9 protein-coding genes and 1 tRNA gene are annotated in these 16,988 nt (G+C 69.4%); 6 read left to right on the top strand and 4 right to left on the bottom strand.

Going from position 1 to position 16,988, the window contains the following annotated elements; genetic code table 11:
* The first annotated feature begins 1 nt into the window (after position 1).
* The 3 genes from AC5DRG_RS30065 (at position 2) to AC5DRG_RS30055 (ending at position 4,243) form a co-directional block, all read left to right on the top strand.
* Positions 2-853 carry a carbohydrate ABC transporter permease gene (locus tag AC5DRG_RS30065; RefSeq protein WP_491813200.1) on the top strand — a complete coding sequence of 284 codons (852 nt, stop codon included), beginning with the start codon at positions 2-4 and terminating at the stop codon, positions 851-853.
* Positions 850-1,764 carry a carbohydrate ABC transporter permease gene (locus tag AC5DRG_RS30060; RefSeq protein ID WP_491802581.1) on the top strand — a complete coding sequence of 305 codons (915 nt, stop codon included), beginning with the start codon at positions 850-852 and terminating at the stop codon, positions 1,762-1,764. Before AC5DRG_RS30065 ends, AC5DRG_RS30060 begins: the two co-directional genes overlap by 4 nt.
* Positions 1,765-1,855: 91 nt before the next feature.
* A complete protein-coding gene (locus AC5DRG_RS30055) occupies positions 1,856-4,243 on the top strand; it encodes a glycoside hydrolase family 3 N-terminal domain-containing protein (RefSeq protein WP_491802580.1) in 2,388 nt (795 codons plus the stop codon).
* Positions 4,244-4,307: 64 nt separating this feature from the next.
* Here the strand turns inward: AC5DRG_RS30055 and AC5DRG_RS30050 are convergent, their stop codons facing one another.
* The 4 genes from AC5DRG_RS30050 to AC5DRG_RS30035 all read right to left on the bottom strand — a co-directional run bounded on the left by AC5DRG_RS30050 (position 4,308) and on the right by AC5DRG_RS30035 (position 13,781).
* Positions 4,308-6,491, bottom strand: coding sequence for a ricin-type beta-trefoil lectin domain protein (locus AC5DRG_RS30050; protein WP_491813199.1), 2,184 nt, complete (start codon positions 6,489-6,491; stop codon positions 4,308-4,310).
* Positions 6,492-6,645: 154 nt separating this feature from the next.
* Positions 6,646-7,731 carry a LacI family DNA-binding transcriptional regulator gene (locus AC5DRG_RS30045; protein WP_491802579.1) on the bottom strand — a complete coding sequence of 362 codons (1,086 nt, stop codon included), beginning with the start codon at positions 7,729-7,731 and terminating at the stop codon, positions 6,646-6,648.
* Between the two features lie 121 nt (positions 7,732-7,852).
* A tRNA-Thr gene (locus AC5DRG_RS30040) sits at positions 7,853-7,919 on the bottom strand.
* Between the two features lie 324 nt (positions 7,920-8,243).
* Complete coding sequence (locus AC5DRG_RS30035; RefSeq protein WP_491802578.1) at positions 8,244-13,781, bottom strand: AAA domain-containing protein; 5,538 nt, start codon at positions 13,779-13,781, stop codon at positions 8,244-8,246.
* A gap of 448 nt (positions 13,782-14,229) precedes the next feature.
* Here AC5DRG_RS30035 and AC5DRG_RS30030 point away from each other — a divergent pair, with 448 nt between their 5' ends.
* The 3 genes from AC5DRG_RS30030 (at position 14,230) to AC5DRG_RS30020 (ending at position 16,917) form a co-directional block, all read left to right on the top strand.
* Entirely contained in the window at positions 14,230-15,063 is an 834-nt protein-coding gene (locus tag AC5DRG_RS30030; protein WP_491802577.1) for a hypothetical protein, read from the top strand.
* A 454-nt stretch (positions 15,064-15,517) separates the two neighbouring features.
* Positions 15,518-15,937, top strand: coding sequence for a hypothetical protein (locus AC5DRG_RS30025; RefSeq protein ID WP_491802576.1), 420 nt, complete (start codon positions 15,518-15,520; stop codon positions 15,935-15,937).
* Positions 15,928-16,917, top strand: a complete 990-nt coding sequence (locus tag AC5DRG_RS30020) for a hypothetical protein (RefSeq protein ID WP_491802575.1) — start codon at positions 15,928-15,930, stop codon at positions 16,915-16,917. The genes AC5DRG_RS30025 and AC5DRG_RS30020 overlap by 10 nt, the downstream gene beginning before the upstream one ends.
* Positions 16,918-16,988: the final 71 nt, after the last annotated feature.

Here is a 16,988-nt window from a genome sequence, read left to right as displayed (position 1 = left end):
CATGGCCGCCCCCGCGCTGCTCCTCTTCGGCCTGTTCGGTCTCGTCCCCCTGGTGGGCGTGGCGGTGCTCAGCCTCGCCCGCTGGGACGGCCTGGGCTCCGTCGGCTGGGCCGGCGGCGGCAACTGGAGCGGTGTCCTGACCGACGGCGCCACCTGGCAGTCGCTGTGGCTCACCGTCAAGGTGATGCTGGTCAGCTGGCTGATCCAGACGCCCATCGCCCTGGCGCTCGGTGTCTTCCAGGCGCCCAGGGGACGGCTGCGCGCGCTGCTCGCCGTGCTGTTCTTCCTCCCGCTGCTGCTCTCGGCGGTGGCGATCGGCCTGACCTGGCAGGCGCTGCTCGACCCGTCCTTCGGCATCGGCGCGACTCCCGGCCTGCACTGGCTGGCGAAGCCGCTGCTCGGCTCGCCCGAACTGGCCCTGTACACAGTTATCTTCGTGATCGCGTGGCAGTTCGTGCCGTTCCACGCCCTGCTCTACCAAGCGGGCATACGACAGATCCCGACCGCCCTCTACGAGGCCGCCGCCCTCGACGGCGCCGGGCCCATGACCCGCTTCCTGCACATCACCCTGCCGCAGCTGAAGTACACGATGGTCACGTCCAGCACGCTGATGCTCGTCGGCTCGCTGACCTACTTCGACCTGATCTTCGTCCTGTCCGGCGGCACCGGCGGCCCCGGCACCGCCACCCGCGTCCTCCCCCTCTCCATGTACATCACCGGATTCCAGGCCCACGACATGGGCCGGGCCAGCGCCGTCGCCACCCTCCTGGTGGTCTTCGGCCTCGGCCTGTCGCTGCTGACCACCCGACTGTCCGGCTTCACCCGGATGGACAGCCGGCAGGAGGGCATGTGAGCACCACCGTGACCAAGACCCGCGTCGCCACCACCGGACGGGTGGAGGTCCCTGTCCCCAGACCGGTCACGCCAGGACGGAACCCCGTGCCAGGGTTCGTCCGCCGCGCCCTCACCGGCAGCGCCACCCTCCTCTGGACGGCGATCGTCGTCGTACCCGTCTACTGGCTGGTCGTCACCAGCCTGCGCACCCGAGCCGACTTCACGACCGACAGCCCGCTCGCCCTGCCCGGCCACCCCACCCTCGACAACTACCGAACCGTCCTGGACGGCGACTTCACGACCTACCTGCTCAACAGCGTGGTGGTCACCGCGGGGACGGTCGTCCTGGCCGTCGCCATCGCCCTCATGGCCGCTTTCGCGATCGTCCGCAACGCGGGCAGCCGCTTCTCCCGGCTGTCCTTCCGACTGTTCCTGCTGGGCCTGGCGATCCCGCTGCAGGCGGTGATCATCCCCGTGTACCTGCTGATCATCAGGATGCAGTTGTACGACAGCCTGCTCGCGATCGTCCTGCCCTCGGCGGCGTTCGCGCTGCCGATCACCGTGATGATCCTGGTGAGCTTCTTGCGGGATGTGCCCAGGTCGTTGTTCGAGGCGATGATCGTCGACGGCGCCGGAGACTGGCGGATGCTCTGGTCCCTGGCGGCACCGCTGGCCCGCCCGGCGCTGATGACGGTCGCCGTCTACGACGGACTGCAGGTCTGGAACGGCTTCCTCTTCCCGCTCATCCTCACCCAGAGCGGCGACAAGGCGGTGCTGCCACTGGCACTGACCCTCTACCGGGGCCAGTTCGGCATCGACGTACCGGCCACGATGGCCGCGGTGGTGCTCTCCACCCTTCCGATGCTGGCGCTGTTCATCCTCGCCCGCCGTCAGCTCGTCGCCGGCCTCACCGCCGGATTCTCCAAGTAGCCCCCACCACCGGGCAGTTCACCCCGTACGACGGCCGGGCCGACCGCCCGGTCTCGTCGGCGTGCCCGCGCACATCCCCGAGGAGTCGTGAATGACGACCACCATGCCCGACCACGGCGGCCTCCCCCAGAGGGGCCTTCCCCAGGAGGGCCTTCCCCAGAGGGAAGACGACCGCCCCTGGACCGACCCCGCCCTCTCCTCCGCCGAACGCGTCGAGGCGCTGCTCGCCCGGCTCACCCTGCCCGAGAAGGTCGCCCAACTCAGCAGCACCTGGGAGGACATCGAGGCCGACGGCCCTGAAGTGGCCCCTGGCAGCAACCACTTCGGCCGAGTCGGCGACCTCGACGAAACCGCCCGCCACGGCCTCGGCCAACTCACCCGCCCCTACGGCACCTTGCCCCGACCCGCGCTCGAACACGCCCGCCTCCTCGCCGACCACCAGCGGCAGGTCATGGCGCAGAGCAGATTCGCCATCCCGGCCATGGCCCACGACGAGTGCCTGACCGGCTTCACCGCCTACGGCGCCACCATCTATCCCACCTCACTGGGCATGGCGGCCACCTTCGACCCCGACCTGATCCGCAGAGTGGGCGAGGCCATCGGGTCCGACATGGCCGAGGCAGGGGTCCACCAGGGACTCTCCCCCGTCGTCGACGTCATCCGCGACTACCGCTGGGGCCGCTGCGAGGAAACCTTCGGCGAAGACCCGTACCTGGTCGGCGAGTTGGCGGAGGCGTACGTCACCGGACTGCAGAGCGCCGGGGTGTTCGCCACCCTCAAGCACTTCGCCGGGTACTCCGCCTCGATGGGCGGCCGCAACCACGCCCCGGCGCGACTCGGCCGTCGCGAACTCTTCGACGTCATCCTCCCGCCCTTCGAACGGCTCGTCGCCGCGGGCGTGCGGTCCGTCATGAACTCGTACGCCGATATCGACGGCGAGGCTCCCGCCGCGAGCCGGTGGCTGCTGACCGAAGTGCTGCGCGAGCAGTGGGGTTTCGAGGGCACCGTCGTCTCCGACTACTGGTCCCTGCCGTTCCTGGTGAACGCCCACCGGGTGGCCGCCGACCTGCCCGACGCGGGCGCGCTCGCGCTTCGGGCCGGGATGGACGTCGAACTGCCCGACCAGCGGGGCTTCGGCGACGCGCTCGTCCACGCTGTGGAGGAGGGGTTGGCGGAGGAGGAGTTGGTCGACCGGGCGGTGCGTCGGGTGCTGCGGCAGAAGGTCGAGCTCGGGCTGCTCGACGCCGACTGGGATCCGCGCCCGCCTGCCCTGCGTGCGGGCGAGCTGGACCTGGACAAGCCGGAGAGTCGTCAACTGGCCCACGCTGTGGCCCAGTCGAGCGTCGTCCTGCTGTCTAACGACGGGATCCTGCCCCTCCAGGCCGCCACCGGCCGGATCGCACTGATCGGCCCGTGCGCCGACGACGTACGCACCATGTTCGGCTGCTACAGCTTCCCCAACCACGTCCTCGCCGAACGCGACGATCTCGGCAACGGTGTCGAAGCGGTGTCCCTGCGTACCGCGCTGGCCGAGGAACTCCCAGCTGTGGATTGGGAGTTCGCAGAAGGCTGCCCGATCCGGGACGAGGACCGCTCCCGGATCCCGGCCGCGGTGGCAGCCTGTGTCGCGGCCGACCTCACCGTCCTTGTCGTCGGTGACAAGCCGGGCATGTTCGGCATCGGCACCTCGGGCGAGGGCTGTGACGTGGAGGATCTGCGGCTGCCGGGCAGGCAGGAGGAGCTGGTCGAGGCGGTGCTGGCGACGGGTCGGCCGGTCGTCCTGGTCGTCAGCAGCGGCCGGCCGTACGCGGTGGGCCGGTTCGCGTCCGCCGCCGCGGCCATGGTGCAGGTATTCCTGCCCGGCGAGGAGGGCGGCCGCGCGGTGGCCCAACTCCTTTCCGGGAAGGCGAACTTCAGCGGCAAGCTGCCCGTGCAGATCCCGACGACGCCCGGCGGACAGCCGTACACCTACCTCCACCCGCCGCTCGGCGACCGGCAGAGCTGGCTGTCCAACCTCGATCCGACGCCCGCGTTCCCCTTCGGCCACGGGCTGTCGTACACGACGTTCGAGATCGACCTGCTGGCCGTCGACCGCGAACTGGTGCCGACGGACGGGGAGTTCACGGTCTCGGCGCGCGTGCGGAACACCGGGGAGGTCGCGGGCGCCGAAACCGTCCAGCTGTACGCCGTCGATCCGGTCGCCCAGGTGACCCGGCCGGTGCGTTCCCTGTTGGGCTTCGCCAAGGTCAGCCTCGCCCCCGGCGAGCAGGCGATCGTCCGCTTCCACGTCCACACCGATCGCTTGGCCTTCACCGGTCTGAACGGCCGGCGCATCGTCGAGCCCGGCGAGATCCTGCTCCAGGCGGGTTCCTCCAGCGTGGACACACCGGTGCGGGAAGCCGTCCGGCTCGTCGGTGAGGAACGGGACGCGACGGTCGTACGGCATCACGCGGTGGCTGTGACGGTCGAGCGGGAGTGACTCACATCGGCGGGCGGCGCCACCGGTTGGTCCGGTGGCGCCGCCTACTGCCGTTCCCTGTCGCCTATGCGCGGCTCCACCGCTGGGTGGCGTTGCCGAGGGCCGTCCACAGTTGGACCGGCGATCCGTTGGCCGTGGCCCAGTTGTTGACGTCGATGGCGAGGCCGTTGGAGCGGTTGACGACGGATCCGTCCAGGCGGAACCACCACTTCTGGCTGGACTTGCCGTTGCAGGCCCAGAGGATGAGCTTGGTGCCCGCGGTGGTGCCGTCGGCGTTGGCGGCAAGGCAGTTGCCGGCGACGCGGAGTTCGCCCGCGGCGGTCTGCGTGATGAGCTGGTTTGTGTTCCCGGAGCAGTCCCAGATCTGTACCTGGACACCCGTCTGGGCGTTCGGCACGTCAAGGCAGCGACCGGAGTTGGCGCCCTTCAGTGTGAAGGACGCGTCGGTCGGCAGGGGGTCCTGGACGAGTTGCCAGTCCTGGGAGCCGTCGGTGGTCGACGCGGCCACGGTGACGGAGCCGCCCGCCGTCGCGCCCGTCATGAACAGGCTCGTGTTACGGACCGAGCGGAGCTTGTAGTAGCCGTCGGTCGAGGCGACGAGGGTCCACTGCTTGTCGGTGGCTCCGTCGTCGACCCACTGGGCCAGCTTCTGCCCGGCTGTCGCGCTGCCGGTCCAGATGGCGACCGAGCGGCCGCCGGTCTTGTTGAGCAGGGTGACGTCGGCGCCCTTGGCCGTCAGATGCCAGCGCTGCGAATCGTCCGTGGCGGCCCGGGACTTGAGGACGAGGTCGGGGACGTCGCCGGTGAGGTTCGCGTCCTGCGTCTTTCCGGCGTCGGGACTGAGGACCTGTCCGGTCAGGCGGTTGACGAGGGTGGTGTAGGCGCCGTCGGACCGGCCGAGGTCGACCTCGCCGTACTTCACGGGCCCGACGCTCCCGCCGCTCCACGCGGCCTGGAGGATGAGGACGCGTCCCGTGCCCTGGACGTACTGGAGATTGCGGCTGTAACCGCTCGGCATCGTCGTCTGGTACTCCTTCCAGGTCCCGGTGCTCAGACCGGACTCGTTCACCCAGACGTTGCCGCTGCCGGACGCGTTGTAGACGATCCGCCCGTCCGGCATCGGGAGGAGGACGGGGCTGCCGCCCGTGGACAGCGTGCGGCCACCCGAGGGCACGGGCAGTGCGGTGATCGCGGCGTCACCGGCCGCGTGGAACTTCAGCGGGTCGTCCGCGATGCGGTAGCGGACGTTCGTACCGCCGCCCCAGTACTCGTATGTGAGAAGCCACTTGCCGTCGGTGGTCGGGGCGATCGTCGTCATGCCCGGGCGGCCGCCGCCGATCTCCGACTTGCCGCCGTTGTTCACGGTGCTGCCCGGGATGTCGACGACGGGCTGGCTCCAGGACGTGCCGCTGCCGCCGTCCCAGGTCTTGTGCACGAGGATCTGGCCGCCCGAGTCCGGCGCCGTGTCGTTGGCCGGGTCGAGGGTGGGAACTCCGGTGGTGGCGTCGTAGCCGAGGTAGTCGTTCTCGTCGGAGTAGTAGGCGACGAGTTGGCCGCCCCGGGCGACCAGGTGCGGTTCCCAGAGGGGGTCGACCTGGGCGGAGGTGTTGGCGTTCGAGACGCGTCCGATGGCGCCCGCGCTGCCGCCCTGCCATCCGCCGGTGGCGATGATGTTCTGGATGCTCCAGGTCGCGCCCTGGTCGGTGCTGGAGTACAGCGCGAGCGCCACGTCCTTGCGGTCGCCGTCACCGGTCGGCGTCCAGCTGGAGTTGGCGGCTTTCTGCTCCTGGTAGTAGGCGTCGTCCCCGGAGACGATGCTCGCGAGGAGCAGCGTGCCGGCGCTCAGGTTCCCGACGTTCTGCGGGAGCACGTAGAGGTAGGGGTTCGTCCAATTGCTCGTGTACTTCGCGTACTTGGCGTCGCTGGACAGGTAGGCGGGGGCTTTGACATCGGCCAGCTTCTGCCACGTCGTACCGTCGTCGTCGCTCTTGTGGATGGGCATCGTCTGCCCCACCGGAGCGGTCTGACTGTTCTCGAAGGCCGCCACGAGCCGACCGCCCGGGAGTTGGGCCGACTTCGGGTAGAGAACGCAGGGATTCTTGTTGCACGCGGTGGGATTTTCCGCCACATACAAATTCGCCGGGCTCGGCTGATATGCCGCCGCACTCGTCGCGGAGGCGAGGGAAATGGCGACGGCGAATGCCAGGCTGACGCCGAAGGCTGACGCTGCCGCAACAGCCTTTCCTATGAAGGGTCTTACGAGCACGGCGTTCCTTTCACCCGGGGGAGCGCGCGCCTCGTTTCATAAGGGGGGTTGAGGGCGCGGGGTAGGACGCCCAGTATTCGGAGCCGACACCGCTATGTCATCGGCGCGTTTCGAAAGTGTTTCGCACAGTCGGGGGCTACGCGGTATTGACGCGTCGGCGAACAGAGGTCGAGGTCCGCAGCACGAGCTCCGTGGCCAGCTCGATACGAGGGGACGCGGGCGCTCGTCCCTGGGCGAGCTCCAGGAGCACCCTGGTCGCCTCGCGCCCCAGTTCCTCGAAGGGCTGGCGTACGGCGCTGAGCGGCGGGCAGGCCATGGCGGCGACCAGCGTGTCGTCGAAGGACATCACCGCGAGGTCGTCCGGCACGGCGAGCCCCTGCTGACGGGCCGCCTCCAGCACGCCGAGCGCCTGCGCGTCGCTGGCCGCGAAGACGGCCGTGGGCGGGTCGACCGCCCGCAGGATCTGGATGCTGGCGGCGAGCGCCTCGACGTAGTCGAAGTCGGTCGAGCGGACGATCGCCGGGTCGTAGGCCAGCCCGGCCTCCTCAAGCGCGGCCCGGTAACCGTGCACCCGCGCCGCCCCGGCCAGGGAGTGCGAGCGGCCCGCGACCATGCCGATACGGGTGTGCCCGAGGTCCAGCAGATGCTTCACGGCGTCCCGGGCACCGCTCCAGTTGGTCACCCCGATGCTGGGTATGTCCTCCGAGGGCGCGCTGAGCGGATCGATCAGGACCACCGGAAGCCGCTGCTCGACGATGCGGCGCTGGTCCTCCTCGGACAGCATCGAGATCACGATGACGATCCCCGCCGCACCGAGCGCCACACACTCCTGCAGCCACCCGGAGATCGACCGTCGACTGGTCGTCCCGGTGACCACGTCGATCCCGAGCCCGCCGGCCGCGTCCACGATCCCGCGGACCACCTCCAGCGTGTACGGGCCCGACAGATCCCGGAACACCGCGACGATCTGCCGGGGCGTCGCGGGATCCCGCTCCCACGGCCGCACGAACCCGTGCAGCGCCAACAGTTCCTCGACCCGCTCACGCGTAGCCGCGCCGACATCCCGACGCCGGTGCACCACCTTCGACACCGTACTGAGCGAGACCCCCGCCTCACCGGCGATGCTCGTCAGGAGACCGTACTGCGCCTCCAACTGCCCCTTGCCGCGACCTGTCACCCGATGCCCGTTCCACTCGCCGAACACCGATACGCCGGACCGCACCGCGTATCAGGCCACAACTTCGCCGCAAGGTAACGGGGCACGGCATACGGGGGCAAGACCAATGCACACGCCCAAAGCAAAAGCCCCAGGTCACGGCGAGTGAGTCCTGAGGCTTCCACAGAGCCGCCTTCGGGATTCGAACCCGAGACCTACGCATTACGAGAGCGACAGAGTTCATACCGCCCGGCGCCATCCCATGACGCTCAGTGCAGTTTCGCCTGATCAGAGCACGTGTGCAGTGTTGCCCTATCCAGCTCCGTCCACCCTGTTCAAAAGCGTCCGCGCTCCCCTTGCGCTCCCCTGGTCGCCTTCAGCTACGGCGTAAGGCCCGCATGCTACGCGTGGGCCCGCCACCCCAGGCCCTTGTGGGCTCACGACAGCCTCGGGCCCGGTTTCCTGGCCAGCAGAGCCTGCTGATCGTGTTGCCTTCCTTGTGCTCGGCGGCCGACGCACATGACCACACGGCGCTGCTCAACGCCATGATCGCGGGGTGGCCCCACACCTCTGCTCTCTCAATCCTGGATGTACCGGACGACGACGCGTATGTCGGTACCCCGCTCCGTCTGCCGGCTCACCTCGTCCCCGACCTCGCGCCACATCAGCGCCTTCCCCAGTGGGGTGTCGGGGCTCAACCGCTCCGCCTCGTCACCCGCGAGCATCGCGATCTCGTACGTCGTGATGCCGGGCTCGTCCGGGTCCTCAACTCCGACGAGGCATCCAGGGACGACCATCGCCCCGCCCTTCATGGAAGAGTCAGGGACCACCTGGTCGAGCACGGCACGCAGGTGGCTGCGCCGCTCCTGCAGTGCCCGGCGCCGCCGGTCGTGGTCGGCCAACTGGGCCTTCCTGGAGGACGAGTCCACGGCCACGATCTCCGGAAGCGGCTGGTCCAGCGCGTCCTGCACGCGCTGGAGCTCGCGCTGCACCCGTCGATGGGCGTTGACGCTGAGCCGGTCGACCGGGAGACGGAGAGAGGACCTGGCTCCGCCGGGCACCGCTGATCCCGTCACGGAGGCGGGTTCGTCGCCGCGGGCCGGCTGCCGCGGCACAGCCGGAAGACTCTTCGCCGGAGCCCGGTCAGCCGCCGGTCGTGCACGCAGCAGTTCCGTCGTACGGCCGTCGGAAGCGCCGGAGGATCCGGGGGCGTGGTGCCGTGCCAGCCCCACCTGACCGTCGTCTCCCAGTACGGGTACGTCGGCATGGGCGATCGCGGCGCGGATCATGCCATGTACCTCGGGGTGGGCGACCCGCACGACGGCGCGCCCCTCGCGCAGGATGTCCACGGCGTCGGCCCCCGGGAAGCCCGGCGCACCCGCTCCCCCGAGAAACCGTGCCGCCCCGGGCACGGTCGCCCGCAGGCTGAACGCGTGCTGGGCCGCATTGACCTCATCGCGGTGCAGCCGTGCCACGGTAACGAATCGGAGCTGTGCCTCGTCCGTGCCATGCGTGGGCTCGGGTCGGATGTCGTCTCGCCCGGTGGATGGGACACCAAAAGTGGCGGGCTCTACGTCGCCGGTGGGTACGACGTCGCCGTCGTCTGTCGGATCCGTGCCGCCGTCGCCGGCCGGGTCGATGCGGCTGTCCTCGGCGGCTCGGTGTGCGGGTGGTTGCGCTGCCGACTCGATGCCGAGTCGGTCGAGTTCCGCCCACAGCGGTTCGAGTGCCCGCTCCGGATCGAGGAAGAAGCGGCTGCCCCGGATGCGGACGAACGTCCATCCCACGCGCTCGAGTTCGCGCTGGCGTGCCGCGTCCGCGTCCGCGTTCTCCTCCGTGTGGAACGCGTCGCCGTCGCACTCCACGGCAAGGCGTCTGGTGCCGCCCTCGACGACGAGGTCGATGCGGTAGCGGCCGGCCGGATACTGCGGCCGCACCTGGTGGCCCCGGGCCCGCAGGGCCAGGTAGACACGCTGCTCGAAGAGGCTGTCGAAGGCCTCGTGCGGAACGTCCGGCCGGACCTCACCGAGTCCGAGGCCGTCCTGCTCCTCGGCCGGGCGGGAGAACCAGTCCAGATAGGCCCGCCGGAGATCGGTCTCGCCGAGTTCGGTGAGGGTGAAGCTGTGGAACAACCACACCTGGTCGCGGGCGCGGGATGCAGCGACGTTGAGGTGCTGCCGGTTCAGGGAACTGCTGAAGTGGCCGGTGCGGCGCGGCCCGTCGGGGCCGGTGAGCGACACGACCGTACTGATGAAGACGATGTCGCGCTCGTCGCCTTGGAACTCCTCGGCATTACCCACGCGCAGGCGTCGGCGCTGCCTCTGATCCAGCGGGATCCGGTCGGCCAGCAGGTCTTCTATGAGGTACTTCTGTCCCGCGCCGAGCAGGGTGATCACACCCATGGTGCGCCCCGCGTAGGCGGGGTCGGCGATGCACCGGGCGACCTCCTCCACCAGCCGCACTGCCTCGGACCGGTTGACCTGCTTCTGTCCGCTGCCTTCGACGTAGCCATCGGGTATGTGCACCGGGCGCAGGGGCGGCAGCCGGTCGGCGCCGTACTGTCGTAGCGGCTGGAGTCGGCCGCCGTAGCAGAGCTCGTTGGAGAATCCGATGATCTCCGGCATGCACCGGAAGTGTTCCTGGAGCATCAGCCTGCCGCGACCTCCAGCCAGACCGGACGCGATGTCGAAGAGGCTGGCGGTCGGTGTGAACAGGTTGCGACGGGCGGCGGGCACCTGGGCGAGGAGCCGTCGCTGGAGCGCGAACTGCTCGTCGTGGTCCACGCCCACCTGGGCGGGGCTGACCTGCTGGTCATCGCCGACGACGATCACCTTCGCGCCCAGCCAGGCAAGCAGCAGCGTCTCGGGGCCGGACTGGCTGGCCTCGTCGACGATCACGACGTCGAATCGCCCGGCTCGGTCCATCGGCACGGTTTCGGTCACCTGATGCAGCGGCATGATCCAGGCGGGCACGGCCGCCTGGCTGGCCTGCAGGCTCTCCCGGGCCTGTCTGCGGTACGTGGCCGCGTACTTGCCGGTGCCCTTGCCCAGCTTGCGGACGTTCTGCTGGTACGAGGTGAGGGCTACGGCCTGGTCGTCCGTGAGCCGGGACAGACAGCTGAACCAGGCCTTGTCGGCCGCCAGCCGTTCCAGGCCGATGCGGATCTCTACATCCGCCTCGGCGAGCAGCCGCAGCTGCCGGGCCTCGGCCTCCGGGTCCGTCAGCTCCGTCATGCGGTCGTACCAGACCGACCATGCCCACGCAGCGTCGAAGTCTGTGAGCCGGGTGTCCCAGTCGTCGTCCTCAGGTGTGGATTCCAGCCTGTCTGCGAGGTCCGGGAGTTCGGCCGCGACCAGCCGGTAGGCGTCGTCGCATGCCTTCTTGCGCGCCAGCGCCTCCCGCAGGTCGTCCACGTCGTTCACCGCCGCGCGGTAGGCCGCCAGGTCGCGGGACTCAACCGCGACGCAGGCCCGTTCGAGGGCCACCGAGGCTCCCCTGCGGTTCGCTGCGGCGCGCAGTACGCGCAAGGCGTCGTCGATCAGAGCGCGGGCGGGGTCTGCGGCCCGGCGTGCCGCTCCGGCCCGCAGGACGCTCCAGACGGTGTCGACCTGGCCCCGGTCGCCCCAGTTGATGCCTGCCAGCCCGGGCGCGGTCGTGGCCGCGTGGACCACGGCGTGGCGCAGGTCGGCGAGGGTGGTCAGGGTGGTGAGGGTGGCGAGGTCCTGGCGCAGGCGGGCGGCCCGTCGAGCGGTGGCCTGCCATGCGTCGGGGCCGTCGCCCCACTCCCGCTCGATGTCCTGGAGATGTCGTTCCAGCGTGACGCGGTGCAGCACGGCGGACGCGGCGGTCGCTGTTTCCACGGCGCGGCCGTCGACTCGCACGGTCTCAGGGAAGGTACCGACCGCTTTGCGCAGCCGGGTCTTCAGACCCATGGCCCCGCGCAGTTTCTCGCCGGACGCGAGCCCGTCCCGGAGGGCGGCGGCCAGCCCGAGCGCCGTCGGCACGTCGTAGGCCTCCAGCCCAGTGACCAGCGTGGAGCCGAGGGCACGCTCTGCCTCCTCGATCGCGGTCAGGGCCGCGGTGGTGCGCTCGTGGCGGCTGCGCGCGCCGAGGTCCTGCCCGGCGAGGATTCCGTCGCGCAGTTCGGCCCAGGCCGCCGGCATCGAGGTGGCCGCCTGGGCTGCGGCGGTGAAGTGGTCGAGCGCGGTGGCCAGTTGGTCCTGTTGGGCCGGGCTGAGGGCGGACACGGCGTCGTCGAGGCGAGAGACAGAGCCGTCCTGCCGGAGTGCGGCCAGGTCGGCATCCGCCGTCTTGACCGTCTCGACCGCCTCGGCGAAGGTGGGCGCCGTGGGCAGCTGCCCGGGCTCGGGCAGCGCGGCACTCACCGATGCGGCGAGAGCTCGGTGTCGGTCGGTGAAGGCGAGCGCCGCACGGCGCAAGCGCTTGAGAACCTCGCCGTCCAGCGTCGGGGCGGCGGCAGGGACGTCACCGATCCAGCCGAACCGCGGGTGTTCCTCGGCGAGCCGCTGAGCGATCCGGGCCAGGGTTCCCTCGTAGTCGCCGATCTCGGCCGGATGGTGATACGTCTCCTGCTCCCGCAGCGCACGCAATGCCTTCAGGGCGAGCGCCTGCGCGGACCGGGCGGATCTGAGGCGCTCCTCGTGCTCCTGGATGCGTCGCCGGTACGCCCGCGAGGAGAACTCTCCCTGCCGGTCGAGGATGGCCTTGACGGACTGCTCCAGTTCCAGTTGCCCGGCTCCGTCGTCGGTACGGCTCACGCACAGTTCGCGGATGCCGACGGGGAGTTTGTCCTTCAGGACCTTCAGGGCCCGTGCCGTATGGCTGGTGATCAGTACGCGGTTGCCATGCGCGAGAAGGTCGGTGACCAGGTTGGCGATGGTGTGAGTCTTGCCGGTGCCCGGCGGCCCCTGGACCACGACGAGATCCCGGTCCCGCAGCCGCTCGGCGATTGTGCGCTGTTCGTCGTTGGAGGGCAACGCGAAGTAGAGCTCCGGCCGCGGTCCCACGGCGTCACCGCTGTCTGGTTCCCCCAGCGGCCGGTCACCGCCCGCGCCGGCGATCGCCCGCAGCAGGGCGGTGGGCTCGGCGCCCTGCTCGATGGACAGGGCGACACCGCGCAGCGCTTCGAGCATGCTGCGCCGGGTGCGCTCTCTGAGCAGCAGCACCGGCGCGAGGCTGACGACCGGTACGGCAGGGTCTCCCGCTGCCCGGTGCCGATTCGGTGTGCGATCGTAACGTCCTGCTTCGTGGGCCGCGATGGTCCAGGTGGTGAGGGCCCGGTGCAGATGGTCGGCGAGCTGCGGATCCGTGGTGTCGCCGGCTGCTTCCAGCTCCAGCCGTACGAGGGCGCGGGTGTCCGCCCGCGCCTTCTGCCCGGCGTCGAGCATGGACTCCTCCAGCACCGGGCTGCCGTGCTCGGGGTCGGGTCCGACGGTGATGGCTCCGGTGTCGGTGTCAATGGTGATGACGGCCCGGCAGGTGACGAGATGGCGGCGGACCGGCTCGCTCTGCGCCGACCAGGTGAGGTAGCCGAATCCGACGACCAGTTCGAAGGTTTCGCCGAGTTCGGAGGCGTCCACGCACAAGCGGTAGAGGCGGTCGTAAGCACGAACGACGGGCTTCATGGCACGGTCGCGACGTGCCCACCCGTCCCATTCACGGGACCAGGCACGATACTGGGCGTACACGGTGTCCCGCTGAGGGGAGTTGGCCAGGGACACGGTGATGTGCCGGGTGCGTGCGCTTCCCTCGGCGGAGATCTCGTCCGCCGGTATGTCCGTCTCGGCCCGCGGCTCGGGAGGCGCTTCCCTCGCCGAATCGTGGATCTCCCGGTCGTCCAGCCAGTGGGCGAGGGGCAGCGGCGGAACCGGCGGTTCGTGCCGTACAGGGCGGTCGGCCCGCAGCCACAACGGCGTGTCGCCGGGGACAGCGTCGATGAGGAAGGAGCCGAACTGCCCGGGCAGGTCGGCGAACCACACCTGGTGCCTGGCGTCGTCGTACGTCCGCACCGGCTTGGCGCGACTCTCACCCACCTCCGCGAGGTAACGGAAGACGTGGCGGACCACATCGTCGGGCGTCACGGCGGATACGGGCACGAGTCACCTCGCTGAACTGATGGAACGAAAGCATGAAGAGTGTGCGCATCCTATGTGTGTGGCGCTTCTTGGAGGACGGGTATCGCCCTGATGAGCTGCTATGCGCATGATGGTCCGAATGTCGTCTTCGAGTAGATGCGCCTGCATGCCCACGGCTGGGGCGGCCCCGACGGTGACGGCGACAACATCGATGAAGAGACACCGGACGCACGTCCAAGCTTGCGCGTGCTGTTCGAGGGCTCGCACGTCAGGGTTGCTGATACCGGTCTCCTGCGAGTAGAGACACCCTGCTCGGATTCGCTGTCCGAGGATAGGACGTCCCCGGCCGCAGTCTCGCCGGACGGCCCCCACATCCCGGCCGCCTTTGCCGAGTGCAAGAATGCGGCGCTTGGGCGGAGTAGTGCATCAGCTCGGTGCGGGCACGAGCACTGTTGGAACGGGGGTAGCCATGGCGTTGGCCATGTGTCCACTGTGCAGCGACGACGAGGACATCGAGGTGATCCGCACGCTCGACAGCGGACGTCGGCTCGTGAAGCACCGTTGCGGTTATGAATGGGAGCACAAGGAGGAGCCCACCATCCCGCAGAGGAACCCGCTCCGCTCCTTCGACGACCTCAAGGCCCGTTTCCCGAAACCCGAGGACGTCGATCCCGAGCAGTTGGAGCGCATGACCCGGCTGAAGGAGCGGTACCTCGCCGTCAAACCGGACTTCGACCCCGACGTGGCGGCCTACTGGTCGAAGTACCAGCAGATCTTCTCCCCCGACGGGCTGTGGACGTGCGGCCCCAGAGTCCTCAAGGACTTCGCCAACTCCGAGGTTGGAGCCCGACCCGGCAACCAGGCCACCTTCAACTCCGCGTGGAACGACATGGGCGATGCCGCAGCCGGGGAGGCGACCCGCAAGACGATCGAGTACCTGCTGCACGGCCCTGAAGAGGTGCCGCTCGAAGACCGGCTCCAGCATCTGTTGGACGGCACCAAGCCGTTCGCCATGACGGGTTTCAAGGAGGCCCTCCTTACGAGGGTTCTCTGCGTGATGTACCCCGACCGGTTCCTGACGATCCTCAAGTACACGACGGAAGCCGGCGGTAAGCGCGAGATCGCGCGGATGGTCTACGGACTGGAGCTGCCGGCACCCGAGTCGGTGAACTGGACCCTCGGCCGGCTCATCCTCTGGGGCAACGACCTCCTGAATGACCTCGTCGGCCAGGGCTTCGCCAACCAGCAGCACGCCGCCGCGTTCCTGTGGTGGGCCAAGGGGCAGGTCGGGGGACTTCAGTAGGGTGCGGCCCCTCCGCGGGGAAGGTGCAGATCAGGCGGTGAGGCGCGGGGAGGGGCCGAGGACGGGAGTCCCACCGGCCGTCCGCGGACGGTGAGTACACGGTTCGCCCTCATCTGAGCAGCGGCAACACGATCATCGCTTGCATCGTCACGTTGCGTTTGGTGATCGCAGAGGACCTGCTACCCCGCGAGGCAATCGGCCACCGGCCTTGCCCAAGCCGCACATCCGCAGGATCGGCCCGCCGTGTGATGCCGGGTCAGCGGCGATCTCCGGCTCGCTGCCGCTCAGCACAGCCTTGTCCAACCAACCGGGCGCCCATTGTCAGTGCACCGAAGTACGCTGTCTTTCCGCACAGCCCGGACCGCCGGTAGCACCGGGGGCACCAGCGGCAACCTCCTCTCTCGCATGCGTATCCGCAAGGTTGCGCACCCAACGCGTCCCCGGAGTCTCCCGCATGGCCACCACCGAGCCCGAACTCACTCCAGTCGTCGACTTCCTGTGCGAACACAGCCTCAGCAAGAGCCGCGTCATGGCCCTGATCGGTCCACACAACGGCGCTCGTTCCCTCACCGGAGTGCTGACCTGCAAGAACAAGCAGCACGCATACCAAGCGGTCCAGTTGCTGCGCCGCGCGCTGGCCGCCCGCGACACCGCCGTCGTCACTGAAGACCTGTACGCCCTGGCAGCGGCGCTGCCCGACGCCCCCGCCAGTTCCTTGCGCACGGCTACGGCCCACGCAGCCTCAGGAACATGGCCCGCCCCCGCAGGCACGACGTTCTGCCCACCTGACGAAGACCTCAGGGAGGACGAGGACACGCAAGTCGACGAGGCCCCACCGCACCGGGGTCAGAAACGCCTGACGGCGTGCGTCTGAAAGACCTGCCGGGCAAGGTCGTACGCACCACTCATCTGCGCGAGTTCCACATCACCGATGAGGACGCACTCATACGCGCGGCGATCGACGACGGCTGGGAGCCGCTGCCCGCGTCCGAGTTGGGCGAGGGCGATCCTCGCGACCTGATCGGCGCCGTGATGACCCTGACCGAGAGCGGCAGTTGGATTACCGGTGCCGACACCCTGGAAGACCAGAGCGAGGCAGGACTGCTGCGCGCCGAATATGGCGACGAGCTCACCGACTGGAGCCCCGTCCCGGTAACAGCCCACTTCCACCACGGGTGGCGACTGCGCCAGGCAGTCCCCGATACACCGACCCGGAGCGGCCCAACCTGGGTCGCGCTCTTCCCGGTCGAGGAGTGTTCCTGCGAAGACGAGGACTGCGAGAACTGCGGCTGGCAACTCACCCCGCGCACCGCCGACCTGCTCCTGACCGCGCTGAGGGTTCTGGCCGACCAGGCCTATGACGACGCCGACGACCTGCGTGATCAGCCCGTGACCAAGCAACAGCCCGGCGACTGGGAGCTGTTCACCCGCCTCCCCTCTCTCACCTGGTCCGCCGACCGGAACTGGCGCCGACGCATGGCACGAGCCTTCGACGACCTGACCGGCGACCTGGAACACGGGCAATGGCCCCAACCCTCGTGCACAGCCGAGGAGATGGCCTTGCACCTGGCGATCGAGGACGCGCCCGGCTACCTGGACGACATCGACACCCGCGACACCGCACACGGCACCTTGCCCGAACACCGCGACGATTACGACTGGGACGCCTGCTCCGACCTGTTCTTCCAGGACCATGACGTACTCATGCTGTTCCACGCCCGCCTCGACGGCATCGAGGACCCGGACGGCGACGTGAACCAACACCTCGGCATGGGAGACCTGCGCGCTGCAGCCTGGTTCGAGCCATTCGGATACCCGGACGCCCGGGACCCCAAGCGCGGCTTTCGACGCTGACCACAGCTCTCGTGGCCGCTGCTTCGCAGCTCTTCGGCAGAGCAGCGGCCACCACACTTCTGCGGCGCGCG

The sequence above is a fragment of the Streptomyces sp. JLBG701 genome (assembly GCF_058544905.1).
The sequence above is the reverse complement of the archived record's forward strand: the minus strand, read 5'-3'. Positions and strand labels throughout refer to the sequence as shown.

What these genes read in the sequence shown, in the direction of transcription:
- AC5DRG_RS30065 (WP_491813200.1), top strand. Translation starts at nt 2, where the DNA reads ATGGCCGCCCCCGCGCTGCTCCTCTTCGGCCTGTTCGGTCTCGTCCCC.
- AC5DRG_RS30025 (WP_491802576.1), top strand. Translation starts at nt 15,518, where the DNA reads ATGGCCACCACCGAGCCCGAACTCACTCCAGTCGTCGACTTCCTGTGC.
- AC5DRG_RS30055 (WP_491802580.1), top strand. Translation starts at nt 1,856, where the DNA reads ATGACGACCACCATGCCCGACCACGGCGGCCTCCCCCAGAGGGGCCTT.
- AC5DRG_RS30030 (WP_491802577.1), top strand. Translation starts at nt 14,230, where the DNA reads ATGGCGTTGGCCATGTGTCCACTGTGCAGCGACGACGAGGACATCGAG.